The following is a 26,762-nucleotide window of genomic DNA, read 5'->3' as shown; positions in this document are numbered from 1 at the left end:
TCCTCAAGCTCCATCGCCGGTCGCAGCACGCCTGAAGCTGCATTGTTAACGAAGATATCGAGCCGTCCGAATTCCGCTTCGATTTGTTCGAACATTGCTTTGATTTTGCTGACATCCCCGACATTCGCCTTAACGACAAGGACCTTCCGGCCAATGGCTTCGATTTCCTCTGCTGTTTCCTGAGCTGCCTTTTTGCTGCGGGCATAATTGACAACGATGTCATACCCTTCTTTTGCGAGCTTGAGGGCAGCAGCTTTTCCGATTCCCCGGCTGCTTCCGGTAATAAGTGCAACTTTTTGTGTCATGTGAAAATCCCTTTCTATCCAGTTCTTGCTAAGAAAAGCGCAAGCGCCTTGGTCAGCCCCGAAAAGCGCTGGAGGGCCGACCGGTGAAGTCGTTCTTTGACTTCATTGGGCGGACCGAAATCGAAATGTATAGCCGACTGTCTAGAAACGCAGAAACTGGAGACTCCGACAAAGAAGCGCTGTTTGCTTCTGCCGGCGGAGTTGAAGTTTCGGAGTTTCTAGGAGTCGAAACTAGACAAGCGACTCGAGGGGCTAGGCGCTGGAGCTAGACACTAATCTAAGTGCTGAAAGTTTAAACTTTCATTTAAATCTAAGCAGAACCTTAATTTTGTTTCATTTTAGCCTGTTCAGGTATATAAGACAATAAGGATATGTTCCTTGTCCATGAAATCTGTGATAAAAACCCCTGATATTGAAAACACTATTCTTTAGGTTGATAATCTTACGAAAGGATGATTCCTGATGTATGTAGGCCGCGATATGACTGAATTATCGATGATGTCCAAAACCGATTGGAAGGATAGCGAGCTTGCTTTTTTCCATCATTCTCTCCAGCAAATGGTCCCTTACCTGAATGCCGAAGGCCAGACGATCCACAGGGAAATCGTTGAAGAAATCGAAAGCCGTGGCGGTTTGAACCGCGGCGAAGCCGATTATACGCATGGAACGAAAGTAAGCTACGACTGATATTCGAAAAGCGAGAGCGCCTTGATCAGCCCCGACAAGCGCTGGAGGTCCTGACAGTGAAGTCGCTCTTTGACTTCACTGGCAGGACCGAAACGTCTCGAGGAGTTAGGAGCCGCAGCAAGACAAGCGACTCGAGGGGCTAGGCGTTGAAGCTAAACACTAATCTTAATACTAGGAGCTTATATTTCATTTTAAGTAAATAAGACTGCTAATCCCGATGGTTAGTCAGCCTTTTTATATTCAAGATACTGCTTGAGCATTTTTTGGTATGGTACCGGAAAGGCAAACTCCTGGATTTCCTTTTCGGTAACCAATTTTAGCTGTGGCGTCTCGGAGATTTCGCCGGTAAATTGTCCGCTGAATACCTGTATGTTCCATACCAAATGCGAAAATACATGGTCGATTTCGCCTATGGAATCACCTATCTTTGGTGATAAGCCATAGTTCTCTTCAAAATGCTCCGCCAGTTGGTCTCTTTGTCTCTGGAAGTCGAGGCTCAGCTCAACAGTCGGGAACTCCCACAGGTTAGCCAGCAAGCCGGTTCCAGGTCTTTTCCGAATTAGGATCCTTCCTTCACCATCTCTGAAAACCCCAGCCGCAAGCTGTACGTTTTTCTGTTTTTTCTTCTTGGTTTTTACCGGCAATTCATTTTGAACTCCCTCATGGTATGCCTCGCAGTGTTCCCTGACCGGGCAAAGCAGGCAGGAAGGAGAGGTCGGGGTGCAAATAAGAGCTCCAAGCTCCATTAACGCCTGATTGAAATAGGAGGGGTTCTCATGAGATATTAGCTCCCTGACCCCCGCTTCAAAAATTTTACGGGACGCTGGCCTGGCTATGTCCTCCCAGATCAACAAAATACGAGATAATACCCTCATGACATTCCCATCGACCGCAGGCTCAGGTTTTCCATAGGCAATACTCAGGATGGCTCCGGCAGTGTACGGGCCAACACCTTTTAAAGCTGAAATCTCTTCCGGGGAATCCGGGACTCTGCCGCCGTATCTTTCCTTTACTTCTTTAACTGCGGATTGTAAATTACGGACTCGGGAATAATAACCGAGTCCTTCCCATGCTTTAAGGACTTTTTCTTCATCAGCGGCGGCTAGCGCCTCTATCGTTGGAAAGTTTTCCAAAAATCGATTAAAATAAGGGATGACAGTATCTACTCTAGTTTGTTGGAGCATGATTTCTGATACCCACACTTTGTAAGGATCTTGGTCCTTTCTCCATGGCAGTTCTCTCTGCTCACTTACAAACCATCCTATCAAGTCATCCTGAAAGGATTTTATATCCATTTTATCTATACATTTCTTGATGTCAGTTGCCACTTTCGTTCCTCCAGGTGTTAAACTTTCCGGATATTTGGGAATATAATATTAACGCTTCTGCTTAATCGCCATGAAGCCCATCCGTTCCAACCCGCCCGGGACAAAGTCCTCGAGGATACCGAAGACGGAATGGTTCCGGGATAGCCGCATTTTTTTCAATGCATGGTAATGGGCTTCGGTCGGGACATAGAATGATTCAACGAAAAAATTACGCTCTTCCGATTGGCTATATGAAAACATATCAGCTTCAAAATCAGGAAGCATTACTGAGATTTTATCGATTGTTTCACGGTATTGGCTGAGCAGATTTTGTTTTACTTCATACTGGACGATCATCTGAATCAATTTATTCAGCTCCTTTATGTGTTTCGTGAAGGGACTGATTGATACAGCCCTTTAAAAGTAAACTATTATTCGTATTGTGACAAGGACTTTTACCTGCCAAACCCTGGTTTTACGTAAAAGAAATTTTTAAAAAAGGAGGCTGTTTCCATGGATACTGGAACCCATGTTGTGATGGGATTCGCTCTTGGCGGGTTAGCTACTCTTGACCCTTCTGTCAGCGAAAGCACCGCCACTGCCTCAAGCGTTCTGATTGCTACACTTGTTGGCTCGCAAATCCCTGATATCGATACTGTTTTAAAGTTGAGGAATAATGCCGTCTATATACGAAATCACCGCGGCATTACCCATTCGATTCCAGCAGTCCTCCTGTGGCCGCTGCTTATTTCTGGGACAATCTACTTTTTCTATCCAGAAGCAAATTTGCTGCATTTATGGATTTGGACATTTATTGCTGTATTCCTTCATGTTTTTGTCGACATTTTCAACGCCTATGGGACACAGGCATTGCGTCCTTTTTCGTCGAAATGGGTCGCGCTGGGGGTAATCAATACATTTGACCCGATTATTTTTGCGCTTCATGTCGTCGGGTTGTTCCTCTGGGCATTTGGATATCACCCTGGATATACATTTTTAACGATCTATGCAATCCTGGTGTTCTATTATATTTACCGCTTTATCATGAAGCATCGCATCAGACGGGCGGTTGAAAATATTGTTCCGGATGCGACCGATATCATCATCGCCCCAACAATGAAATTCAATCATTGGCGAGTAGCTGTGATGAATAAGCACCAGTTCTTTGTCGGCCGCGGACACAAGCACCATGTAAGGATCCTTGACCAATTCAATCGTGTACCCGTCCCGGAAACTCCAGTATTGGAAGCAGCAAAAAAAGACAAGAACCTGTCAGCGTTCCTGTCTTTCTCACCAGTCTACCGCTGGGAATGCGATGAATATGATGACTATTACGAAGTCAGGTTCATTGACCTGCGCTATCGCAGCAACGGACATTATCCTTTCGTCGCTGTCGTGAATCTCAGCAAGGATCTGGAAATACTCAGCTCCTACACGGGCTGGATATACAGTGAAGAAAAACTGCGAAAGAAATTGGAATTCCTTCCTGGAGAAGGATAGGACCGGGTATTTATCACCCGGTTTTTTTATGTAAATTTTTAGCAGAAGTGTGGAGAGTTGGATTCGGGTAATTTGCTTTCTAAAAAAGAATGGTTTATCTTACCGGTTTTATGAACTCTCCTTCTAACCGGGCACTTTTCCGCTGATTATGTTACCGGTTTTATGAACTCTCCTTCTAACCGGGCACTTTTCCGCTGATTATGTTACCGGTTTTATGAACTCTCCCTCTAACCGGGCACTTTTCCACTGATTATGTTACCGGTTTTATGAACTCTCCCTCTAACCGGGCACTTTTCTGCCAATTATGCTACCGGTTTTCCGGCTTCTCCTTCTAACCGGGCACATTTCTACTCTTTTAGCGACTAACACATTCTTTGGCCGAAGCTTCATAAAAAAATCCCCGCCAATGCGGGGATTTATACATTAATGGGTTTGACCTGAGTCCTGACCTAATAAATGCTTATACTTCGGGTTCCTGGCAACAAATTCATGAAGCTGTCCGCCGTAATTTTCGATCCATTGACGGACCACTTTTTCGGTCATTTCGCTGCCCATATATTTATGTCCTGCTTTTGCGTAGGTTGACTCGAAGTCTCCCCACAAAAGCTCCACCCATGTCAAAGCCTGCTCATAAGAGATGCCATTGTTTTTTTCCTGCAGCAGGCTTGCTAGCTTCTCAAGATTTTCTTGCAATCGTGTTCACCCTTTGCCAATTTTTAATGTAGTTATGAATGATTGTATTTATCCAATACTATAAATGCGTGCAGCTTTTTTGGCATACACGTAATTTTACCCGTCACGGAGGGCAATATGCGAAATAAAGTAACTAACTTCCCAAACCAGAACAACAATAAGCTCGAGGGCGAACCCCGGGCAAAAGCAGAATATGCTTCGAGAAGAGCTGATGGTACCATCAATACTCATCCGCAGGAGCGCATGTACGCATCATCTCACCGTGAAGATGACACTTCAGCGGTCATAAAAGACCATTAAAAAGAAGTTTCGTTTAACAGCTGGACTACGGGCAAAGCCAGATACTTAAATCTGGTTTTGCTCCAATTTTAACAAAAGGGAAATTGGCAGTGCCTCTTCTCTTCCGTCACCATTTAGACGAGCACCCCAGGCAAATACTCCATTCATATAATCAATTTTGAAATAGGTTCCTGGGTCCCCATCGATACCATAGATTTCTCCCGGCTTGAAATCATCCGGGTTCAGCATATATGATTTGGCCATGGCAATTTTCCGTTCATATACGGCAAGCTCACTAACCATCCCCATCTGCTCTGCTTTTCTAGCCTTGTCACGGAGACTGGCAATTTCCTGATTTAATTCATATTCAGATAACTCGCTGTATCTTTTTTCTCTGCCCATGTATATTCACTCCTGGATCATTTTCGTTTTAGGTTCCTTCCATCACTTGTTATAGCCATCTTGAAGCAACCTACTATTATCATTCAAGCATTTAAGTTATAACTAAATTATAGCATGTTATCTTAAGGAGGCTATCATGAAAGCAATCATTGTGACTGGTGCCGGTACCGGCCTTGGGAAGGAGCTAGCGCTTCTTTTGGCCAAACAAGGTTACCATTTGATCCTAACAGGAAGAACCGAAGATAAGCTGAAAAACGTACAAACCCAGATCGAAGAATCAGGAGGGAGTGCAACAGACCTTGTACTTGATCTCCGCAATCTGGAAGACATCAAGGAAAAAGCCTTAATGATTAGTAAAAAATATGAGATTTACGGACTGGTCAACAATGCCGGGCTTGGTTATTTCGGTCCATTCTCAGAGATCTCAGATAAAGAAATCGAAGAGATGTTCCAGACTAATGTATTCGGGACTATCCAGATGACGAAAACCATCCTCCCTTACCTGGAATTGAATAATGATGGACTGGTTCTCAACATCGTTTCGACCGCGGGACTTCGCGGGAAAAAGAATGAAGCAGTCTACTGCTCCAGCAAGTTCGCCGTAAGAGGGTTCACTGAGAGTTTGCAAAAGGAATATGAAGGAACGGGAATCCGCTTTGTCGCTGCTTACATGGGGGGCATGAATACTCCGTTCTGGGAAGAAAGCGACCACGTTGCTGACCCATCAAGACTTCGCTCTCCTGCTGAAGTGGCGGAAATCATCATTCAAAATCTAGAAAAAGACGAAATTGTTATAGAATCCAAAAAATCATGACATTGTCATGATTTTTTTATTCCTCATTTTCTTTTTCAGTAATGAATTCATCAATCATTTCCATTGGGAACCCTTTACGGTACAATGCCATTTTCAGCTTCTGCCTGTATTCACGTTCTGGCAGTTTACTGTATTTGTTGTGCAGCTTCTCCCCCTGGATCCTTAATGCATCCATCTCATCGTCTTCTTCTTTCTCCACTTTTGTTTCATCCAGGGCAGCCCGGATAATCGCGAAGGAGTATCCTTTACGCTGAAGCATCTGCTCTATTTTCTGTTTAAGGATTTTTGAAGAATCTTTCTTATTCTTCTGTGCATATTTGTCACTAAGCTTAATCGCTTTTTCCAACTGCTCATCGAACGAAACCTCTTCTACTACCTTAGAGATCAAATCTGGAGATATCCCTTTATTCTTTAATTCCATTTTAATGACCTCGGCTCCCTTGTCCGTTGTATTAAGCTGGGTGCGGACAAATGCATTGGCAAACTCCTCGTCATTCAGGAATTTGTATTCATATAATTTATGGATTGCTTCTTTTATGACGGGATCAGCGATTTCCTTTTTCAACAGGTAGTCACGCACTTCAGCTTCAGACCTCATGCGGTGAGCTAAGTAATTGATTGCCGTATTATAGGCTTTGCGGATATCATCCTGGAAAAGCATCTCTGTTACGGAAAAGTCATCGAGCTCCATCCCTTTTTTCAGGTTGTGCTTAATCAACACATCTTCATCAACGCTGAAGGCATACTCTTCCCCTCTGCCGCTGTCGGTAAAAATGCTGTATCGTTCCTTATTATGTTTTTGTACAGAAATCTTTGTAATCACTGGCATGTGATTTTCACCTCTAATGAAACTTTAACACATTCAAAGGAGGTTTATCATATTAAAAGAAGTACTATAGTAACAAGAGAATTTATTTGAGGAGGATCTTGATGAAAATTGCGATTACCGGAGGCACTGGACTTGTCGGCCAAGCGTTAAGCAGTCATTTAATACAGGCGGGCCACCAAGTGTCTATATTAACTCGGAATTCAAGTGAATCACAAAGCATCAACTCAAAATATGTTCAATGGCTCAACCCCGGAGACAGACCTGAAAAGGAGCTTGAGGGCATTGATGCTATAGTCAATCTTGCTGGCGCGACAATCAATAGCAAATGGACGGATGAGTATAAAAAGAAAATCATTGATAGCCGACTGCAGGCAACATCTGAGGTAAAAAGATTTATTGAAGAACTTCCCTCAAAGCCTTCTATTTTAGTCAATGCCAGTGCAGTAGGTTATTATGGCACCTCATTAAGCAAGGAATTTACAGAACAATCAAATGAAGGAAATGACTTCCTTGCAGACACAGTTGGTCAATGGGAAGCTTCAGCCTCCGAGGTTCAACACATGGGAGTTCGACATGTACTTTGCCGTTTTGGTGTCATCCTTGATAAAAACGCCGGTGCTTTACCGCGAATGGTTCTCCCTTATAAACTTTTTGCTGGAGGAAAGATTGGCTCGGGCAAGCAATGGCTTTCATGGATCCATATAGAGGATGTCACACGCGGGATTATGTTCGTCATCGAGAATACTAAAGTGTATGGTCCTGTTAATTTCACAGCGCCTTCCCCGGTTAAAATGGAGCAGTTCGGAGAAACCTTATCCAGAGTTATTAATCGCCCTCATTGGATGCCTGTGCCTTCAGTTGCGCTAAAAATACTTCTGGGAGAAATGAGCATTCTTGTACTGGAAGGACAGCGTGCTATTCCAGAAAAATTGCTCAACACAGGTTTTACATTCAGGTATCCAGAACTGGAAGATGCACTGAAAGAAATTTTCGACAAATAATGCTGTTTAATACCTTTCAACAAGGAAATACTGGTAAAGTAAATCAATTTGAAAGGGTGGCAACCAATGGACAAAAAGAAACGTGATAAAACCAAAAGCACTTTATCAAGCATGCAGGAAGTTACATACAGCCATGAATTCAAGAAGGCAGACAGAGCAGCCGGCTATACAAATGGAAAGAGATAATAAGCATTAAGCACCTCTTTCTTGCAGAAAATAAAATGCTTCTTTTTCCGTACTTTTATCCTGAAAGGGGTTTTTTCGAATGGGTCGTTCTCATGGACATAAAACACGTGACCGAAATAAAGCTTCGCTTCCTCAGGTTCCAAAGAATATGAAATCTGATGGAATTGATGTGGAATTCAACCGAGAGCTTGCCGATCAGGCTGATCTCGAAGCGCTGGCTCGATCGAGGGCTGCGGATGGACGTGCAAAAAAACACCGAAAATAACCCATAATAAAAGAGAAAGCAGAATCCATCCAGGATTCTGCTTTCTCTTTTAAGGGGAAGGGGGAATAAATCAACAGTTAGCATCGGGATTTATATTGTGAATGTTTTCACTAACTTTGATATCTTTACTATACGCTCTCTCTCCAAGTTACACAATGGCTTTCACCAATTGTTCAAAATAATTATTTTCTGCAGTTATCAACATTAATGTGGATAGTGTGAACAACTCTGCAAATCACTTACTATTATTGAATTTTTAATCATGCAATTTTTTTTAAGTTTTTTTGTGGATAGTGTGTATAAGTCTGTGGAGTACTCGAAAAACAATGATTTTACCTGTTGATAAGTGTGGTGATAAATAATCGCCATTAATATTACCCTAATATTAAACGCTGCAAACCATTATTCATTAATGAAGGCTTAAATAATTTACATAAATAAATCAAATACTATTCCTAATTGGAGCTAATTTTTTAACAATACGGAGGGATTCCCATGGCAAGAAGGAATAAAATACTTGTACCTGAAGCTAGAGTGGCATTGGATGATCTAAAGGCGCAGGTAGCGGGAACAATGAAATCGGAGGACGCTAAATACGAAACAGCCAGGGAGATTGGTGTCCCATTGAACAAGGGGTATAACGGAAATCTTTCAACGCGAGAAGCAGGTCGAGTTGGAGGCAGACTGGGCGGAAATATGGTTCGCGAGCTCGTTAAAATGGCTCAGGAAAATCTGCGTAAACAGTAAGGATTTCAACTATTTGTAAAAACGATTGACAGCTGCTGGAAAATATCATATAATGATAAAGCTTCGCCAAAAAGAAGTAACTTGAATCACAACTATAATTATGTAAACAATTAATGGCGTTCTGCTTTTATTTTTAGGTATCAACTTATTCACACTGGATCGGCTTCGGAGCCGTAAGGATACAAGAGAGGTAGGGCTTGTGTCGTTTAGGTTTAAAAATGGTCAAGTGGAAATTGTACCGCGGCAAAGTTTATAATGGATGATTTTTTATACATCTTGTGGAGTAGCAAGTTACTTAAAAGCGAACCGGAATCTGGTTCGCTTTTTCTAATGCACAAACAATTTAGATTGCATTATTCATTTGGGTCTGTTCAGTATGATCAGATGGTTTCTGCTTGTATGTCGGCAGGATTATCGTTACTTCTGTCCCGACTCCCCTTTCGCTCTTGTACGAAATCGTACCTCCCATAGCCTCAATGATCTTGATTGAAACCGAAGTTCCAAGTCCTGTGCCTTTATCTTTGGTTGTATAAAATAATGTACCAAGTCTGGCTATTTGCGCACTATCCATTCCCTTTCCCGTATCCGAAATCACTACATATGATTCATTACCGGCCGAAACCTGGCTGATGTTGACTTCCCCGCCCTCATCCGTAGCCTCGATCCCGTTCTTTATAATATTCACTAGAGCTTGTTTCAACTGGTTCCTGTCGGTTTTTACATAGACCCCCCACTCCAGCTGGACATTCACCTGGACTCCTTCCTTTGCAGCGAATGCCTCTAAAAGCAACGTGACTTCAGTAATGATTTCTGCCAGCTCGGCATCTTCCTTTTTTTCGAATTGAGGCTTGGCGAAATTCAGATAATCATTTATGATGGATTCCGCCCTGCCGAGTTCAGTCAGGACCAGGCTCAAATAGTAATAATTATCCCCTTTTTCTTGCTTATGCATCATCTGCAAAAAACCTTTTACCACTGTTAATGGATTCCGGATTTCATGCGCGATTGATGCAGCTAGTTCACCCAGTGTATTCAGTTTTTCAGCGCGCAGGATCTCTTTTCTCATTAAATCCTTCTCGATCAAGGACTCATTCAGAATCGCTGCTACCCAAACGGCAAAAACCTGTATTGCGCCAAAAATCCCTACATTCATCATGATTTGATTTGTGTCTTCAGCTGTTGCGTCATTAAGAAAAATATTGGCCACAAGAATCAGCAGCATTGAAAGTGAGGGCCATAACCCTACAAGGACAGTTGTCCTAATTCTCTTCTTTGCATCGAATGTCCAAAATTTCTTCATGAACATGAATGGAATAAGAGCTGCCAGGAAACCGCTCGCATATCCGAGCAGAAGGTCCCCGCCCATAAATGTCCTTGTGGCCAGGTAGGAGACCAAGACCATAGCACCAGCAATCGGGCCTCCATATAAAAAGGCCAGTACCATTGGTACGTAACGAAGATCCCAGTACAAACCACCTTCCTCAAATGAAAACGCAAGAGAGAGAAACACCGCGAGACTTTGAAGTACCCCACACAAGTAAGGGGACTTTCCAACACTTTTATTATCAAAAAGAACACTATGAATAAAGATTGGCAGAAGTATAATAAGGACGTTTAAAAGAAGTTTCTCAGCAAGCATTTCATCTTCTCCATTCGAAGAGGTTTGGTTTTTGCATAAAGCCATATGGATTCCTTCTCATATTAGGAATACGACAAACTTTTCACGAATCCTCTATTGCCCGGGAAATTTGTCATATTTTATAAGAAAAGCGCAAGCGCTTTGGTCAGCCCCGACAAGCGTTGCCCCGCCTAACCACATCGTGTTACGAAGGGCTATAGGAAGTAAAAAAGGAAACCCGGAGGCTTCCTAATAATTCATTAACATTTTCTTTTCCAGCTGGCTCGTATATAGACTATGGTAAAACCCTTTTTGGGCCAGCAATTCGTCATGGCTGCCTTTTTCAATGATCTGCCCATTTTCGATTACGATAATCTGGTCTGCGCTTTTAATCGTATTCAACCTGTGGGCGATGATGAAGCTTGTTCTTCCCTTCAGCAGATGCTGGAGGGCTTCCTGGATTTTAAGTTCTGTGATCGTATCAATACTGCTCGTTGCTTCATCGAGAATCAAAATTGAAGGATCAGCCAGGATTGCCCTTGCGATGGACAAGAGTTGCTTTTGTCCCTGGCTGATGCCAGCATCATCCTGGCTCAACACGGTGTCATAGCCTTCTGGCAACCGTTGGATAAAGGAATGGGCATTCGCTGCCTTTGCAGCCTGCTCTACTTCCTTATCTGTTGCGTCCAGCCTGCCGTAGCGGATGTTTTCCCTTATGCTGCCCTGGAAAAGGAATGAATCCTGGAGGACAAATCCCATTTGTGTCCGCAAGCTTTCACGGGTGATTTTTTTGCTGTCATATCCATCAATTAAAATCTTACCTTTATCCGGTTCATAAAAGCGTGAAATTAAGTTGATGATCGTGGACTTGCCGGCTCCTGTTGGTCCAACCAAGGCAACACTTTGGCCTGGTTCAGCATTGAAATTCAAATTAGATACGGTATCTCCGCCTTTTTCATATGAAAAAGATACATCTTTGAACTCGACCTTTCCATTGATATTCTGAAGGGGGGCAGCTCCTTTCTGATCGATCGTCTCTTCTTCTGTATCGATAATATCAAAAACCCTGTCAGCTCCTGCGACCGCAGAAAGTAATGTATTAAACTGGTTGGACAGGTCATTCAGAGGTCTTGTGAACTGCCTGGAGTACTCAGTAAAAATGACGATTGTCCCAATCGATACGTACCCTTGAAGCGCAAAGTAGCCGCCAACTGCCGCCACAATGGTGAAGCTCAGGTTATTGAGCATATTCATCAATTTCGGAATAAACCCCGTAAAGGTCTGAGCCCAATAACCGGACTCTTTTAACTTCTTATTTTTAATGCGAAATTCTTCAATTACTTTCGGTTCCTGTGAGAAGGATTTAATGATTTTCTGGCCAGAAATCGTTTCTTCAATATATCCATTCATTTCACCAAGCCGGCGTTGCTGTTCTTTGTATAGCCTCCCTGTCCTGCTCGTAATCCACTTCATCCCCATGAACATTAGCGGCACAATGATCATCGTGACAAGCGTGAGCAACGGGCTCAGCCAAATCATGACAGCAAGGGTTCCCACCAGCGTAAGCACGCTTGAAAAAATCTGGATGACTGAAGAATTCAGGGTTGCGCTGACATTCTCAATATCATTGGTTACCCTGCTCATCAATTCGCCATGCTGACGTTTGTTGAAGAAATCAATCGAAAGCTTATGGAAGTGTGTGAAAAGCTGTTTCCTCATTGTATAAACAGTCTTCTGGGCAATCCCGATCATCCAGTAGCTCTGGAACCATAAGGTTAAAGAGTGCAGCCCATACACAACGCCAAGACCGACTAACAGCCAAATGAATCCGTCAGTGGACTCTGTCGCAAAATACTCATCAATTCCCCATCCTATCAGGAATGGTCCCAAAAGACCCAGGACCGAACTGGCCACAACCATTAATAAGACAAGGATCAGCAGGCTCCGCTGGTCTGCAAGGTATGCCCAAATCCTTTTAACCGTTGGCGCAATTCCCTTTGCGGAATTAGTCTTTTGCTCAGTTTTGCTCTGCTTTTTTAACACTCTGCCTTCACCTCCCCGAATTGGGACTCGTAAATAGCCTGATAAAGGGAAGAATGCTTCAGCAGATACTCATGGTCCCCGGATCCGATTAAGGAGCCATCTTCAAGCAAAAGGATTTTGTCAGCTTCTTTAGCTGTGCTTATCTTTTGGGTGATGATGACTGTTGTGCATTTGTATTGGCTTATCGAATTAAGCAGCTTTGCTTCCGTTTTCAGGTCAAGCGCACTTGTGCTGTCATCAAGCAACAGGATTCTCGGATTTTTGATTAAAGCCCGTGCAATGGATAGTCGCTGCTTCTGTCCGCCCGACAGATTGACGCCTTTTTGCCCGAGAAGAGTATCATATCGATCAGGAAGTTTTTCAATCGTGTCATGGATTTGGGCATCCGAAGCCGCTTTAACCATTTCCTCATCGGTGGCATTCTTTTTACCCCAGGCCAGGTTTTCCTTGATGGAACCAGTGAACAGCATAGCCTCCTGAGGAACGTAGCCAATTCCCTCTCTAAGACTTTTAAGTTTAAAATCTCTAATCTTCCGGCCATCGATTCGGATTTCCCCACTTGTTACATCATATAACCGGGGGATAAGCTGGAACATCGATGTCTTCCCGGCACCAGTAGCCCCCAATACAGCCACTGTTTCACCGGCAGCAATGGAGAAGGATAGATTCTGGAGTATTGGGATATTGGTGTTCGGAAATTGGAATGAAACCTTGTCAAATTCAATTTCCCCTTTGGTAATCCCATACTCCTTATTGCTTTCTAGTGTATCTTCCAGGTCGATTTGCTCATTCAGGACATCGGTCACACGCTCAGCAGACGCCCGGGCACGGGATAACACCATGATAATCCAGGAAAACATTGAAAAAGCACTGGTGATCCTGGCCGCATAATTGACAATCGCAACCACTTCACCGACGGATACGCTTCCAGTCTGGACTTCTATTTTCCCAAACCAAAGAACAGCGATCACACTCAGGTTCATGAATAACAGCAGGACTGGTATCGTTACCTCAGTAACCCTTAAAGCGAACACCGTTTTATCCTTAAGGTTATTGTTCGCATTTTCAAATCTTGTACCTTCATAGCCACCTCTGGCAAAAGCCTTGATCAGCCTCATGCCGACAAGATTTTCCCTCATGACTCCGTTCACTTTGTCGAGTCGTTTTTGGACACTTTTAAATAAGCCTGCCGCTTTTGTCATGATCCATATCAGGAAAATCAGAAGAGGCGGAATAATGATGACAAATGCGAGCGACAATTTCACATTGACGAGCATGGCCATAATGATTCCCCCGATGACCAACAGTGGAGCACGCATCGCAATCCTCAGGCTCATAAAGAATGTATTTTGCAGCTGTGTCACATCATTGGTGATCCTGGTAATCAATGAAGATGATGGAAAGCTACTGAAGTTCGTGAATGAAAAGGCCTGGACCTTGGCGAACAGCTTCTCGCGCAAATCATAGCCAAAACTTTGGCCTGCATGGGCAGCGATAAACGAATTCGTGATTCCGGATGCAAATGCAAGGAATGAAATAACGAGCATTATTCCGCCTAATTTGATGACAGTATCCAGGTCCCTGGCTACAATTCCTTCATCGATGATCTTAGCCATCAGCAGCGGCTGCACAAGTTCAACCGCGAGTTCGACGAGCATCAAGCTCAGCGCAGCCGCAATCGGGATGCGATATGGTTTTACAAATGAAAATATACTCATGAAGATGAGACCCCCGTTGAAACGATCTTGATTATTTCGGCTTACGAATTTTATATCTACTATCATACCTCTTTTGGTGAATTTTTTGAATTGAAAGAGAATAATTTATTTTGCCTTTGGATGATTAAATTTTGTTATTGGCGTCTTTATACATCCTATGCTGTGTTAAATTTGACTGTTGATTTCCGTTCCAGGCGCTTCGCTTTCCGCAGGGCTGGCGCTGAGCCTCCTCGGAGCAAGCTCCTGTTGGGTCTCACCTGTCCAGCTGATCCCGCAGGACATTGATTGAGCTTCCTCGAACCTGCCCACGCACGATGGAAATGCGTTAGCATTTTCGGAGGAGTCTGCCCGCCTTACACTCCAATCAACAGGACTTAATAACAACAATAAGCTTTAAAACAGTCTACAACTAAAAAAGCAGCATCGTTTATCAAGACGATGCTGCTCGAAATATATTTTTTCTCTTTTCTATTAAGAGTTCTGCACCAGATGATCTTTCAACTGGTCTCTTAGTGCGCGTTTCAGGAATTTGCCGACCGAGGTCTTCGGAATTTCCTCCATAAATATAACATCATCCGGCAGCCACCACTTGGCGAACTGTGGGGCGATAAATTCCAGTATTTCCTGCTTATCAACCTTGCCTCTATATTGTTCCTTCAGTACGACACATGCAACCGGGCGTTCTTGCCACTGCTCGTGCGGGACAGCGACGACACTTGCTTCAAAGACAGCCTCGTGAGCCATAAGGGCATTCTCAAGATCGACTGATGAAATCCATTCGCCGCCGCTCTTGATCAGATCCTTCGTACGGTCGACCAGCTTGATGACGCCTTCTTCGTCAACAGTCGCCACATCGCCAGTGTGCAGCCAGCCATCGCGGAAAGCATCTGCCGAACGCTCATCCTTGTAATATTCGTCCGCAATCCAAGGTCCACGCAACAATAATTCTCCCATTTCCTCGCCATCCCACTTGACTTCGCCATTTCCGCCGATGACCTTCATTTCTAGGCCAGGGACAAGGAGACCTTGCTTGGAGCGGATGTCTAAAATTTCATCTTCGTCCAAGCCGACCTGGTAGCTCTTCAAACGTGATACAGTTGCCAGCGGAGTGGTCTCGGTCATGCCGTATGCGTGCAGGAATGGAATCTTATATTTTGTTTCGAATGCTTTGATCATGCCACGCGGCGCTGCAGAACCGCCACATACAATCGATCTTAGTGAAGATGTATCATAGCTTCCTTTTTCAAGCTCATTCAGCAAGCCAAGCCAAATTGTCGGCACCCCTGCGGTGAAGGTGACTTTTTCTTGTTCAATTAGATCAGCAAGCAGCTTTGGAGTGAATAGAGGTCCAGGCAGTACCTGGGTCGAGCCGAACCATGTCGCAGCGAATGGCATGCCCCAGGCATTGGCATGGAACATCGGGACCACAGGCAATACGACATCAGTTTCAGAAAGTGCTGCCGTATCCGCCAGCCCGAAAGCGTAGCTATGGAGGACGATGCCTCTGTGGGAATAAACAACTCCCTTAGGATTGCCAGTGGTTGCAGACGTGTAGCACATCCCCGCTGGATCATTTTCATCAATATCTTTCACGAATTCAAACTCCGGACTACCCTCCCGAAGAAGTTCCTCATAAGAATAGACAGGCTCCAATGTTGTTTCCGGCAGCTCGCCTTTGTCGGTCATGATGATGTATGCCTCTACTGTTTTAAATTGGTCCTTGCTTCGCTCAATCAGCGGCACCAGGTCTTCATCGACGAGCAGCACCTTGTCTTCTGCATGATTGATAATGTAAGAGACGTGTTCAGGAGACAGTCGGATATTGATTGTGTGAAGGACAGCCCCCATCCCCGGAGCGGCGAAGTAGACTTCAAGATGGCGATGGTGATTCCAGGCAAACGTGCCAACTCTGTCGCCTTTTTCCACACCGAGCTTTTCAAGCGCACTGGCAAGTCTGCGGGTTCTCTCGCCAATCTCCTTGTATGTGAATCGGTGAATACCTGATAGTGTCCGTGACACCACTTGTTTTTTCGGGAAAAACTTTTCTGCTCTCTCCAATAGTGATCCTACTGTCAATGGAACATTCATCATACCGACATTTCCCCTTCCGCTTTTTAAAATAGGTCTTACCTGTCATTCTAGTATTTGCTGCTTTTTAAACTAATCCAATCTCTTAAAATCTCTTCTGTCTGTTCTCCTTTTTTCGGCGGAGCTGATCCCTCTTGTGCTGGCAAATCTCCGTGTATTTTGATTTGGCCTTCTGGCATTATAAATTCCTTTTCTCTCCAGTATGGGTAGTGGGCCAGTTCTCCCGCCTCAAGAACAGGTGTGAGACAGCAGTCGACCTTCATGCCAAAATCAGCCCACTCTGAGAGTGGCTTACTTTTAAACAGCTCAACAAGCTCAAGGTAAACAGGATTTGAGCTTTTCGGTTTGGAATAATGCGCGGATAGCCAATCCTCCCGGCCGACAGCCTGGCAAAAGTTGCACCAGAACTTTGGCTCGAGTGCCCCAAGGCTGACATAGCGGCCGTCCTTCGTTTCGTACAGACCGTATCCAATGACGGTGCCGTTCAGAACGGAAACACCATTAGGATAGCCTGTTTCTTTTTCGATCAAGACATGATTTGCCATCAATGAAGCCATACTGTCAGCGATGGAAATGCAGTGATAGCTGCCCTCCCCTGTTTTCCCCCGGGCTACCAGTGCGGCAAGGATTCGCTCACTAGCCGCCATGCCCCCGATATAGTCAGAAAACGTATGGGTTGGATGAATAGGCTTGCCTTCGCTGTCCTTCATCTGGGCCAAAGCACCACTCAAGCTCATGTAATTCAGGTCATGGCTGCCCAGGTTGCTCATATCCCCATTCCTGCCGTATCCCGTCACCGAACAATAGACGATTCCAGGATTGACCTTTTTTACAGCTTCATAACCCAGGCCCAGCTTTTCCATCACTCCTGGCCTGAAGCTCTCAACAACTACATCCGCCCTGGCGAGTAAGTCAAGTGCCAGAAGCTTTCCTTCTGCCTGCTTGAGGTTGATAACGATACTCTTCTTGCCGCGGTTATGGGCGTTGAATACATATCCTTCCCCTGTGTTCCTTGCCGGGTCCCCCTCTGGCGCTTCGATTTTGACAACCTCAGCCCCTAGTTCAGCCAGCCTCAGGGTCGCAAAAGGTCCCGGGATATAATTGGTAAAGTCTACTATCTTAATACCGTCTAACATGGTAAAAAACCCTTTCCATTACGTCGGCTGCCCTTTTGAAAACAATTCTTCCATTTGCTTTCTGAGCATGAATTTCTGGATCTTGCCACTCGCATTCCTAGGGAGTGCATCCACAAACAGGTATTTACGCGGGCGTTTGTAGTTTGCCAGGCTGTCGCTGGTTTTGCACCATTCATCCAATTCCTCTTCGGTTACCTGTGGATCTTTTTTCACGACAAAAGCCGTCACCGATTCACCCCAGCGGTCATCCGGCTGGCCGACGATTGCGACATCAAGCACACCTTCATGAGCATGAAGAACATCTTCTACCTCACGTGGATAAATATTTTCACCGCCGCTGATGATCATGTCATCCACCCTGTCTTTGACCCATAGATATCCCTCTTCATCCAGGTAGCCGATATCTCCTGAATGATACCAGCCCTTATACATCGCTTTTTCAGAAGCCTCTTCACGATTGAAGTAGCCGGACATCATGCATGGACCCTGGACAATGATTTCACCGCTTTCGCCTGGTGGAAGGACATCGTCAGGATTTGAAGGGCCATCCTCGTTCGGCCTGACTATCCTGATCTCATGGTTAAGGCAAGCCTGGCCGGCCGCACCAGCTTTTGATAGCTGGTCATCCTCAGAAAGGAAGGTGATAGCAGGACCCATTTCCGTCATTCCATATGCCTGGACTAGCTTGATGCCAAGTTTGTCGTGACAGGCGCGGACAAGTGAAGGCGCCATCGGAGCAGCTCCGTACAGTCCCAGTTTCAAGCTTTCGATATTATAATCTGATAGATTCTCCTGCAAAAGCATATTCCACATCGTTGGTGCCGCGAAGAACTTAGTGATTTTCTCCGAATCTATCAGCTCAAGCACTTTCTTTGGCGCAAATTGGTGAAGGATGACATTGCTGCCGCCCACATGGATCCTCGGAAGGAACGCGCAATGGAGCTCGGCACAGTGGAACATAGGCGCAGTCACCAAACCTTTATCGTTTGCACCAAGTTTAGTTGCACCTACAACGATCAGGCTCTGCTCGACCATATTGCGGTGCTTGTGCATAACACCTTTGGGCCTGCCGGTTGTCCCGCTTGTGTACATAATGGCATACAGATCGTTTTCGTCTACCTCAATCTCAACAGGCTTCGTTTCCGCAGCTTCTACTTTTTCATGGTAGCTTTGAGCGTATTCTGGTGTATCTGCATCGATGTACCAGAAAGCGATATGCGGGTATCGCTTTTCAATGGCCGTGATAACAGGCTCTACCGCCTTTTCAAAAAGAACAACCTTCGGCTCGGCGTCGCTGAGGATAAAAGCGACCTCCTCTCCCATCAGCCGGAAGTTGATTGGATTGAAAACCGCTCCGATTTTCGCACAAGCGAAAAACGCAGTACCCAACTCCTCGGTATTGAACGTGAACGTAGAAACTCTGTCGCCTTTCTTCACTCCTTCAGCAAGGAGCGCGTTGGCAAGCCTGTTCACTTCATCATTCCATTCAATATAAGTAAAGCGGACATTTTTACGCACATCATAAAGGGCTTCCTTATTCGGGAACTTCATTACCGTCAGGTCAAAAATCTTGCCGATCGTCGTGCTCATTTGCATTCCTCCTAATAAAATGTCGGTTTTATGCTTTACAGAGTAGCTATATATAGCAGTTCCATTGGTGACCTGTTTTTCTCTTTTCTGCTGTTTTTGGGCGCCAATAGCCCTTATTGGTAACCTCTTTTTCTCACTTCTGCTGTTTTCGGGCGCCAATGAGTGTTAGGAACCTTTTAATCCAGGCGTTCAATGATGGTGGCGTTTGCCATTCCGTGCCCTTCGCACATCGTCTGAAGGCCATAGCGGCCGCCGGTTCGCTCCAGTTCACTCATCATCGAAATCATCAGGCGGGCGCCGCTCGCTCCAAGAGGGTGGCCAAGCGCGATTGCCCCGCCATTCGGATTAAGTTTTGCAGGATCCGCACCAGTTTCCTTGAGCCAAGCCATTGGTACAGGTGCGAATGCTTCGTTCACCTCGAAAACATCGATATCCTCCAGCTTTAGGCCGGCTTTTTTGAGGACCTTTTCTGTGGCGGGAATTGGTCCTGTCAGCATCAGCGTCGGATCCGAACCTACCACAACCCTGGTGTGGACCTTGAATCGCGGTTTCAAACCCAACTCCTCGGCTTTTTCACGACTCATCAGAAGCAGGACTCCGGCACCGTCACTGATCTGGCTCGCGTTGCCGGCATGGATGACACCATCCTCTTTGAAGACCGTTTTCAATCCTGCCAGAACCTCAGGCGTCGTCCCTTCACGAGGTCCTGAATCCTCGGTCATCAAAGTTGTTTCGCCATTTTCAAGGGTGACCTCCAGCGGCATGATTTCTTTTTTGAAATAACCTTCTGCCTGTGCCTTCAGAGCACGGCGATGGCTTTCGGCGGAGAATTCATCAAGCTCCTGGCGGGTAAAACCGTATTTCTCGGCAATCCGTTCCGCGGATAGTCCCTGATGGATCATCTCGTATTGTTCTCTTAATTTAGGGCTGAACGGGTTAGCTTCCTGGTAATTAGAACCCATTGGAACACGTGTCATATTCTCAACTCCGCCGGCAATGACGACATCCATGTCCCCTGCAAGGATTGCCTGGGCTGCAAAATGGACTGCCTGCTGGCTTGATCCGCATTGACGGTCAATCGTTGTTCCTGGTACTTCAATCGGGAAACCTGCAGTCAAAGCCGCTACCCTGGCAATATCCCCGGCCTGTTCACCTGACTGTGTCACACAGCCGAGGATGACATCTTCAACAAGCCCTGCATCGATTCCAGCCCGCTTAACAACCTCTCTCAAAACTCCTGCAGCCAGCTCATCCGGTCTGATATCTTTTAATAAACCTTTTCTTCTGCCAACAGGAGTCCTGACGGCTTCGACGATTACAACTTCACGCATGCTTCATCTTCCTTTCTGTTAATCAAATTTATGTCTACAATCCCAAGTTTTTAGCAATGATGGTTTTCATGATTTCGTTCGTTCCTGCATAGATGCTGGCAACCGGGATATCGCGGAATCTTCTCGCAATCTCGTATTCTTCCATATATCCATAACCTCCATGTAGCTGCATACATTCCCCGGCGATTCTCTTCGCGCTGTCTGTGAGCTTCCACTTTGCCATCGATACTTTTGTGACAACATCCTTGCCTTCGATATGCTCGGCAATCAACTGGTCAAGGAATGCTCTTCCCATTTCGATTTCTGTCGCCATCTCGACAATCTTGAACTGCGTATTCTGAAACTTGCTGACCAGCTTGCCAAATGCTTCACGGCTTTTTACATAATCGATCGTTTGCTTAAGCATGACTTCGGATGCTGTCTGTGCGGCAATCGCGACAAGCAGGCGTTCCTGCTGGAGCTTTTCCATTAAATAAAGGAATCCCTTACCTTCTTCTCCAAGCAAATTCTCTTTAGGTACACGGCAATCTTCGAAGATTAGTTCAGCCGTATCCTGGCAATGCAGCCCTACCTTATTCAACTTCCTTCCACGTGAAAAACCTGGTGCATCCCGCTCAACGACAAGCAAGCTGACACCTTTATGCTTCGGGTTCGCTTTTGGGTCGGTTTTGCAGGCTACGACAATCAAATCAGATTGGATTCCATTTGTGATGAATGTTTTTTGTCCATTTAAAATATAGTGGTCACCATCAAGGATTGCCGTTGTCTGTATGTTCGCCAGATCCGAACCCGTCCCAGGCTCTGTCATCGCAATTGCAGTAATGATTTCACCTGTCGCACATTTTGGCAGCCAGCGTTTTTTCTGTTCCTCTGTCCCGTAGGCAGTAATATATGGGACCACAATGTCGTTATGCAGTCCTACACCAACAAGTCCTGAACCCACCCGTTCGAGTTCCTCATTAATGACGACGGCAAATCCCCAGTCAACTTCACTGCCGCCGTATTCCTCATCGATATCAGGGCAAAGATAGCCCTGCTCGCCCATTTTCTCCCAGAAGGATCTCGGTATCATTCGCTCTTCCTCCCACTTGTCGTAGAAAGGATATGCTTCCTTCTCTAAAAACTTCCTTAGTGACCTGCGAAAAATTTCATGGTCATCTGTTAAATAAGGGTGTTTCATTTTTGTATCTCCCCTTTTCTCTCAAACTATTAAAGCTTCACTTCATTCAGTTTCTGGCGAAGCTGGTATTTCAGGATTTTACCTGAAGCATTCCTTGGCAATGCCTCTTCGATAAAAATCTTTCTCGGAACCTTATAGCCTGCAAGTTTTTGGCGGCAAAAGCTCTTAAGTTCCTGCTCATCAACGATTACATCCTGTTTCGGCACGATGACTGCGCATACTGCTTCTCCCCAGACTTCATCAGGCAGTCCGATGATCGCTGCCTCCATTACTGCAGGGTGTTCATAAAGAACCTCTTCTACTTCAATGGAATACACATTTTCCCCGCCCGAAATGATCATGTCTTTTTTCCGGTCTACGAGTGTGATATATCCTTCCTCATCAATCGTTGCCAGGTCACCTGTATACAGCCATCCGTCTTTTATCGTTTTTGCCGTTTCTTCCGGCTTCTTATAGTATTCCTTCATGATGGACTCACCTTTGAGGACGAACTCGCCGACCGCACCTGGCTTGATATCCTTACCTTCCTCGTCCACCACTCTGGCTTCAGTCAGGAATGCGGCTTTCCCTCCCTTTCCAAGCTGGTGCCTGTGCCCTTCCGGACCGAGCAGGATGCCGCCAGGACCAGCTTCGGTCAGGCCGCATAGATTGTAAAACTGGTCTGTGCTGAAAAGCTCCATGCTCTTACGGACGAGTTCTGGTGCCATTGGTGCAGCGCCATATCCGCATCTTTTGATTGAAGTAAGGTCGTAATCAGAAGCATTCGGCACCTGCAGCATAAAGTTGTACATCGCCGGCACTCCAAAAAAGTGGGTGATTTTATGTTGCTGGATCGCTTGAAGCGTTGTAACCGGATGAAAGTCCCTATGGATGATATGGGTGGCCCCAAGGACGACACCCGAAACCAGGAATAGATTAAGCTGTGCCGAATGGAACAGCGGGGCGATATGGAGGATTCTTTCCTCCTGGTTGATGCCCATACTGATCATCATTGTCAGGCCGACATTGAACACTCGTTTATGGTCAAATAAGGCCCCCTTTGGCCTGCCAGTCGTCCCGGAGGTATACAAGATTTCTAGGTCATCATCATCGCTGACTTCGATTTGTGGATCGGTAACATTTTCGGAAAGGACATTATTGAATGATTGATGTCCAACTGCTTTAGGGGTACCAGTCGTGATGACATTCGCTGTATTTGTTCCTTCACGTGCTGAAGTAATGATATCCTCGAACTCATCATCGCAAATCACCAACACAGTGCCGGACTGTTCAAGTATGTAATGGACCTCGGATGCTGTCAGACGGAAATTCACAGGCACGATTACCGCACCAATTTTAGCAGCTGCAAAAAAAGCAAACACAAATTGATCAGAGTTTTTCATCATCAGAGCAATTCTCTCGCCCTTGTGAATCCCCAGGGTGAGCAATCCGTGGGCAACCTTGTTCACTTCCTCATTAAACTGCTTGTACGTATAGCCCCTTCCTTCACATTCGATCGCCAGCTTCTCCGGTGTTTTCCTGGCATTTTGCCCTAAATATGACCCGATATCCATACAAAACTTCCCCCTTGGTTAAATTTGAAAACGCATTCATATTTTTATATGCAATAATTATGCCAGTTTTCCAAAAATGATAAATACAGGTTAAACCTTGAGCGGATTTTATCAGGTGTCCATCGAAGTGTACGAAAATTGGACATCTTGTTTGGACACTTTGATGACTATTCGTTTTAGCGGAACTAGCGAAAGGAAATTGGCCCATTTTATAGTGTTAGTAACTTTATTGATTAAAGTTATGTTTTCCATTGACGATTTTCTAATTTTATTGGGTGTTATGGACAACATTGATGGTGGTGTTCTATTTTCATTGGCGATTTCCACAACTTTATTGGCGATATTCTAATTTTATTGGCGATTTCCACAACTTTATTGGCCATAATTTGATTTTATTGGCGATTTTCAGGATTTATTGGCGAACTGGAAAAAACCACGTGTTTTTTCCAGTTCGTATCTAAACGCTCAACTCGTATTTCTTTATTTTTTCATAAAGACCTGAGCGGCTGATGCCCAGTAGCCTTGCTGCCTTTGCTTTATTTCCGTTCGTCTGGGAAAGGGCTTTTTTGATCGCGCCGAGTTCGGCGTCCTCGACAAGACTGATTTGTTCACTGAGTGGGCTGGATAGTTGCGAGAGTAAGTAATCCGGCAGGTCCTCTGCCTGTATTTTTCCATGCTCGGCAAAGGTCATTGCGCGCTCAAGGACATTCCTCAGCTCCCGCACATTGCCTGGCCATTCATAGCGCAGGAGGGCCCTCTTTGCCTGTGTCGAGATACCCGTGATGCTCGTTCCTAGCATCGAATTCAATTCTTTCATTAAACCAGTGATCAAATACCCGACATCCTGCACGCGTTCCCTTAGCGGCGGGATGTTCAACGATATGACGTTCAAGCGATAGTAAAGGTCCTCCCTGAACTCCCCTTGCTTCACCATCTCTTCCAGGTTGCGGTTTGTTGCCGCGATAATACGGACATCTACCTTCACCCGGACATTTCCGCCTACCCTGTAAAACTCTCGCTCCTGCAGAACTCTCAGCAGTTTTGCCTGGAGGGAGAGTGACATATCGCCGATTTCATCGAGGAAAAGCGTCCCTCCATTCGCCAGGTCAAACTTGCCGATTTTACCGCGCTGCTTTGCCCCTGTGAAGGCACCTTCTTCATATCCGAAAAACTCCGATTCAAGCAGGTCCTCTGGGATAGCTGCACAATTGACGACGACAAACTTGCCTTCGCTCCGGGCACTGCTGTTATGGATGGCATGCGCGAACAATTCCTTCCCTGTCCCACTTTCTCCCCTGACCAATACTGTGGATCTACCTTTCGCTGCTTTGGCAGCACTCTTCTTTAATTTTTCCATATAAGGATCTTCGCTGAAAATATGATCCCAAGTGAATCTTGCTGACTCTGATTTCTGAAGCTGCTGATGGTAAAAGCTAGCCTTATTCTCGGCTTTCTGAAGCCTTTTGAATAACTCGCTGACTTCATTCAGTTGGCGGAACATCACTTTACCAATCGCACCGATTACCTTGCCATCCTTCTTGATTGGAATTCGGTGGACAATATATCTTATTCCGTTCATTTCGTGAAAATCGCTGACTTCCGCCATTTCCGAACTAAATACATTGCCAAGCTTCAGTTGCGGAAGTACTTGATCAACAGGTTTAGATAAAACTTCTGTTTTTTCCAGGCTGAACAGTTCCAGCAGCGGCGGGCTGACCATAGTGATCATATTCTTTTCGTCGGTCATCAGGATTCCATCATACGCATTCTCGAGCGTCGTCTCGATTGTCAGCTTCAACTTTTTGACCGTCTCTAGTTCTTCTGCCATTTTTTCAAATTCGGAAATATCCTGGAACAACAGGATTTTCCCCTCTTCATGATTCACAGTTTCATAGGAAGAGATATGAAGAATCGATTTGAATTTTTCATAATGATGAGGCGTATGACCTTCGTTCAGCAAGCCGGGAAAAATCTCGTCAAGCTCCCTGGCTATTATTGAATCAACAGAACGGCCGCTGATTTTGGCAAAGGCTTCATTTGCATATACTACCTTCATCCCGCCGTCAGTCATGAGTACCCCGATATTGGAGTGCTGCAGGATTGTTTCCAGCTGATCCTTGAGTGTATTCGCAGATTTTAACAGGGCGACCACCATGTCGGTCTTGGTCAGTAAACCGATGACCTTGTTTCGCTCATCTAGCACAACTCCTGTGCCAACCTTGCTCGTTTTTACAATTTGCTCGATTTCCCGGTAAGGGGTATCAATCCGGATTGACCTTGCTTGCTTCTTTATGTATGGCTGGATTGGTGTCTCCAGCGGACTGCCATCGAGAATCATCTGATAAAGTCCGCTCCGGGTAAAAACACCCTGCAAATTCCGTTCAGCGTCTGTCACTGGCAGCAGATTCCACTTCTTCTTTTTAAAAATTTCAAGCGCCTCTCGTAATGTTGTTTCATCCGTGACCTCGCAGTCGACAGTAGTCACAATATCCTTGAATTCAATCAATCATTTCCCTCCTCCAAACGAGAGATTTCTGAATATTATAACTTCAATTATAAAGCATTGTCAGGTAAAGGTACACTTTTGGACGTAAAAAAACCTGCTCCCAAATGAGGAGCAGGCTCTACGTTGCGTTATAGTTGATCAATATTCTAGTAAACTTATTTCGGCTGCATACGAATGGCTCCATCCAGACGGATCGTTTCACCATTGAGCATAGGATTTGTGAGGATGCTTTCGGCAAGCTGTGCATATTCTTCAGGGTATCCGAGCCGCTGTGGAAATGGCACCATTTTACCAAGCGAGTCCCTTGCCTCTTCAGGCAGCGAATCGAACATCGGCGTATGAAAAAGTCCCGGTGCAATTGTCATGACGCGGATACCATAAGCAGCAAGCTCCCTTGCAATCGGCAGCGTCATACCGACAACCCCGCCTTTCGAAGCACTGTAGGCAGCCTGCCCGATCTGGCCGTCAAACGCAGCAACAGATGCTGTATTAACGATGACACCCCGCTCACCAAGTTCATTCGCTTCGTTTTTAGACATCTGCTCTGAAGCAAGCCGGATGACATTGAAGGTTCCGATCAAGTTGATGGAGATAACCTTCGAAAACATGTCCAGGGTATGGACTCCTTTTCGAGATAACAGCTTACCCGCTACCCCAATCCCAGCGCAGTTAACAACCGTGTTAATTGATCCGAATGTTTCAATCGCTTTACTAATAGCATTCGATACTTCTTCCTCGCTCGTTACATCTGTTTTGATAAAAACTGCTTGTTCCCCGAGTTCTTTAACGAGTGCATCTCCGCGTTCCACTGCCAAATCAAGTATCGCAGCCTTCCCCCCTTGCTCTACAATTCTCCTGACAGTCGCTTCCCCTAAACCAGACGCCCCGCCTGTAACAATCGCTCTAGCTTCATTCATTTTCATTTTGTTTGACCTCCACTTTTATAAAATTGTTAGTTTTATATAAAGCAAGAATCGTGCCAGA

The 26,762-nt window shown here is 45.2% G+C and carries 26 protein-coding genes; 9 read left to right on the top strand and 17 right to left on the bottom strand.

All coding sequences use genetic code 11. The features are described 5' to 3' along the window. On the bottom strand, positions 1–305 hold a 305-nt coding region (locus ACH0QE_RS25555), incomplete at its 3' end, for an SDR family NAD(P)-dependent oxidoreductase (RefSeq protein WP_415803180.1). Positions 306–388: 83 nt separating this feature from the next. Between ACH0QE_RS25555 and ACH0QE_RS25550 the strand changes: the two genes are divergently transcribed. After that, positions 389–574 carry a hypothetical protein gene (locus ACH0QE_RS25550; protein ID WP_415803179.1) on the top strand — a complete coding sequence of 62 codons (186 nt, stop codon included), beginning with the start codon at positions 389–391 and terminating at the stop codon, positions 572–574. 193 nt (positions 575–767) lie between these two features. Further along, the gene (locus ACH0QE_RS25545; RefSeq protein WP_041967588.1) at positions 768–992 is read left to right on the top strand and encodes a hypothetical protein; all 225 of its coding nucleotides are present in this window, start codon (positions 768–770) and stop codon (positions 990–992) included. A gap of 221 nt (positions 993–1,213) precedes the next feature. On the opposite strand, the gene mutY is transcribed toward ACH0QE_RS25545, so the two are convergent. Beyond that, positions 1,214–2,287, bottom strand: coding sequence for an A/G-specific adenine glycosylase (gene mutY / locus ACH0QE_RS25540; RefSeq protein ID WP_415803182.1), 1,074 nt, complete (start codon positions 2,285–2,287; stop codon positions 1,214–1,216). An 81-nt stretch (positions 2,288–2,368) separates the two neighbouring features. After that, positions 2,369–2,665 carry a hypothetical protein gene (locus ACH0QE_RS25535; protein WP_415803178.1) on the bottom strand — a complete coding sequence of 99 codons (297 nt, stop codon included), beginning with the start codon at positions 2,663–2,665 and terminating at the stop codon, positions 2,369–2,371. 147 nt (positions 2,666–2,812) lie between these two features. Between ACH0QE_RS25535 and ACH0QE_RS25530 the strand changes: the two genes are divergently transcribed. Further along, on the top strand, positions 2,813–3,799 hold the full coding sequence (locus ACH0QE_RS25530) for a metal-dependent hydrolase (protein ID WP_415803176.1): 987 nt from the start codon (positions 2,813–2,815) through the stop codon (positions 3,797–3,799). Between the two features lie 423 nt (positions 3,800–4,222). On the opposite strand, the gene ACH0QE_RS25525 is transcribed toward ACH0QE_RS25530, so the two are convergent. Then, positions 4,223–4,492, bottom strand: a complete 270-nt coding sequence (locus tag ACH0QE_RS25525) for a YfhJ family protein (RefSeq protein WP_415803175.1) — start codon at positions 4,490–4,492, stop codon at positions 4,223–4,225. A gap of 117 nt (positions 4,493–4,609) precedes the next feature. Here ACH0QE_RS25525 and ACH0QE_RS25520 point away from each other — a divergent pair, with 117 nt between their 5' ends. Further along, positions 4,610–4,792, top strand: coding sequence for a small, acid-soluble spore protein K (locus tag ACH0QE_RS25520; protein ID WP_023625563.1), 183 nt, complete (start codon positions 4,610–4,612; stop codon positions 4,790–4,792). 45 nt (positions 4,793–4,837) lie between these two features. On the opposite strand, the gene ACH0QE_RS25515 is transcribed toward ACH0QE_RS25520, so the two are convergent. Next, a complete protein-coding gene (locus ACH0QE_RS25515) occupies positions 4,838–5,173 on the bottom strand; it encodes a YfhH family protein (RefSeq protein ID WP_415803173.1) in 336 nt (111 codons plus the stop codon). 136 nt (positions 5,174–5,309) lie between these two features. On the opposite strand from ACH0QE_RS25515, the gene ACH0QE_RS25510 reads away from it, so the two are divergent. Further along, positions 5,310–5,987, top strand: coding sequence for an SDR family NAD(P)-dependent oxidoreductase (locus ACH0QE_RS25510; RefSeq protein WP_415803172.1), 678 nt, complete (start codon positions 5,310–5,312; stop codon positions 5,985–5,987). 16 nt (positions 5,988–6,003) lie between these two features. Here ACH0QE_RS25510 and recX read toward each other — a convergent pair whose 3' ends face one another. Beyond that, positions 6,004–6,816, bottom strand: coding sequence for a recombination regulator RecX (recX, locus tag ACH0QE_RS25505; RefSeq protein WP_415803171.1), 813 nt, complete (start codon positions 6,814–6,816; stop codon positions 6,004–6,006). A gap of 101 nt (positions 6,817–6,917) precedes the next feature. Here recX and ACH0QE_RS25500 point away from each other — a divergent pair, with 101 nt between their 5' ends. The 4 genes from ACH0QE_RS25500 to ACH0QE_RS25485 all read left to right on the top strand — a co-directional run bounded on the left by ACH0QE_RS25500 (position 6,918) and on the right by ACH0QE_RS25485 (position 9,015). Further along, the gene (locus ACH0QE_RS25500; protein ID WP_415803170.1) at positions 6,918–7,817 is read left to right on the top strand and encodes a TIGR01777 family oxidoreductase; all 900 of its coding nucleotides are present in this window, start codon (positions 6,918–6,920) and stop codon (positions 7,815–7,817) included. 66 nt (positions 7,818–7,883) lie between these two features. Continuing rightward, positions 7,884–8,003: a YfhE family protein gene (locus ACH0QE_RS25495; RefSeq protein WP_023625568.1), complete on the top strand. Its 120-nt coding sequence runs from the start codon at positions 7,884–7,886 to the stop codon at positions 8,001–8,003. A 79-nt stretch (positions 8,004–8,082) separates the two neighbouring features. Then, positions 8,083–8,268, top strand: coding sequence for a YfhD family protein (locus ACH0QE_RS25490; RefSeq protein ID WP_041967972.1), 186 nt, complete (start codon positions 8,083–8,085; stop codon positions 8,266–8,268). 495 nt (positions 8,269–8,763) lie between these two features. After that, positions 8,764–9,015 (top strand): small, acid-soluble spore protein, alpha/beta type, encoded by a 252-nt coding sequence (locus tag ACH0QE_RS25485; protein ID WP_415803169.1) that lies wholly within the window; start codon positions 8,764–8,766, stop codon positions 9,013–9,015. Between the two features lie 343 nt (positions 9,016–9,358). Here ACH0QE_RS25485 and ACH0QE_RS25480 read toward each other — a convergent pair whose 3' ends face one another. The 11 genes from ACH0QE_RS25480 to ACH0QE_RS25430 all read right to left on the bottom strand — a co-directional run bounded on the left by ACH0QE_RS25480 (position 9,359) and on the right by ACH0QE_RS25430 (position 26,701). Continuing rightward, entirely contained in the window at positions 9,359–10,699 is a 1,341-nt protein-coding gene (locus ACH0QE_RS25480; protein WP_415803168.1) for an ATP-binding protein, read from the bottom strand. Between the two features lie 183 nt (positions 10,700–10,882). Beyond that, positions 10,883–12,676 (bottom strand): ABC transporter ATP-binding protein, encoded by a 1,794-nt coding sequence (locus tag ACH0QE_RS25475; protein WP_415803167.1) that lies wholly within the window; start codon positions 12,674–12,676, stop codon positions 10,883–10,885. Further along, positions 12,670–14,394, bottom strand: coding sequence for an ABC transporter ATP-binding protein (locus ACH0QE_RS25470; protein ID WP_415803166.1), 1,725 nt, complete (start codon positions 14,392–14,394; stop codon positions 12,670–12,672). Before ACH0QE_RS25470 ends, ACH0QE_RS25475 begins: the two co-directional genes overlap by 7 nt. Positions 14,395–14,865: 471 nt before the next feature. Further along, positions 14,866–16,485, bottom strand: a complete 1,620-nt coding sequence (locus tag ACH0QE_RS25465; protein WP_415803165.1) for a long-chain fatty acid--CoA ligase — start codon at positions 16,483–16,485, stop codon at positions 14,866–14,868. A gap of 47 nt (positions 16,486–16,532) precedes the next feature. After that, complete coding sequence (locus ACH0QE_RS25460) at positions 16,533–17,618, bottom strand: CaiB/BaiF CoA transferase family protein (protein WP_415803164.1); 1,086 nt, start codon at positions 17,616–17,618, stop codon at positions 16,533–16,535. Positions 17,619–17,636: 18 nt separating this feature from the next. After that, positions 17,637–19,208 carry a fatty acid--CoA ligase gene (locus ACH0QE_RS25455; protein WP_415803163.1) on the bottom strand — a complete coding sequence of 524 codons (1,572 nt, stop codon included), beginning with the start codon at positions 19,206–19,208 and terminating at the stop codon, positions 17,637–17,639. Between the two features lie 176 nt (positions 19,209–19,384). Continuing rightward, on the bottom strand, positions 19,385–20,539 hold the full coding sequence (locus tag ACH0QE_RS25450; RefSeq protein WP_415803162.1) for a thiolase family protein: 1,155 nt from the start codon (positions 20,537–20,539) through the stop codon (positions 19,385–19,387). 34 nt (positions 20,540–20,573) lie between these two features. Next, complete coding sequence (locus ACH0QE_RS25445; RefSeq protein ID WP_415803161.1) at positions 20,574–21,719, bottom strand: acyl-CoA dehydrogenase family protein; 1,146 nt, start codon at positions 21,717–21,719, stop codon at positions 20,574–20,576. 29 nt (positions 21,720–21,748) lie between these two features. Beyond that, positions 21,749–23,272, bottom strand: coding sequence for an acyl-CoA synthetase (locus ACH0QE_RS25440; protein WP_415803160.1), 1,524 nt, complete (start codon positions 23,270–23,272; stop codon positions 21,749–21,751). A 457-nt stretch (positions 23,273–23,729) separates the two neighbouring features. Then, positions 23,730–25,778 (bottom strand): sigma 54-interacting transcriptional regulator, encoded by a 2,049-nt coding sequence (locus tag ACH0QE_RS25435; RefSeq protein ID WP_415803159.1) that lies wholly within the window; start codon positions 25,776–25,778, stop codon positions 23,730–23,732. A gap of 155 nt (positions 25,779–25,933) precedes the next feature. Then, the gene (locus tag ACH0QE_RS25430; RefSeq protein WP_415803158.1) at positions 25,934–26,701 is read right to left on the bottom strand and encodes a 3-hydroxyacyl-CoA dehydrogenase; all 768 of its coding nucleotides are present in this window, start codon (positions 26,699–26,701) and stop codon (positions 25,934–25,936) included. Between the last annotated feature and the right edge of the window lie 61 nt (positions 26,702–26,762).

This window comes from Mesobacillus sp. (genome assembly GCF_047739415.1).
Classification (GTDB): Bacteria; Bacillota; Bacilli; order Bacillales; family Cytobacillaceae; genus Mesobacillus.
This window is presented reverse-complemented; position numbering and strand designations above follow the sequence as displayed.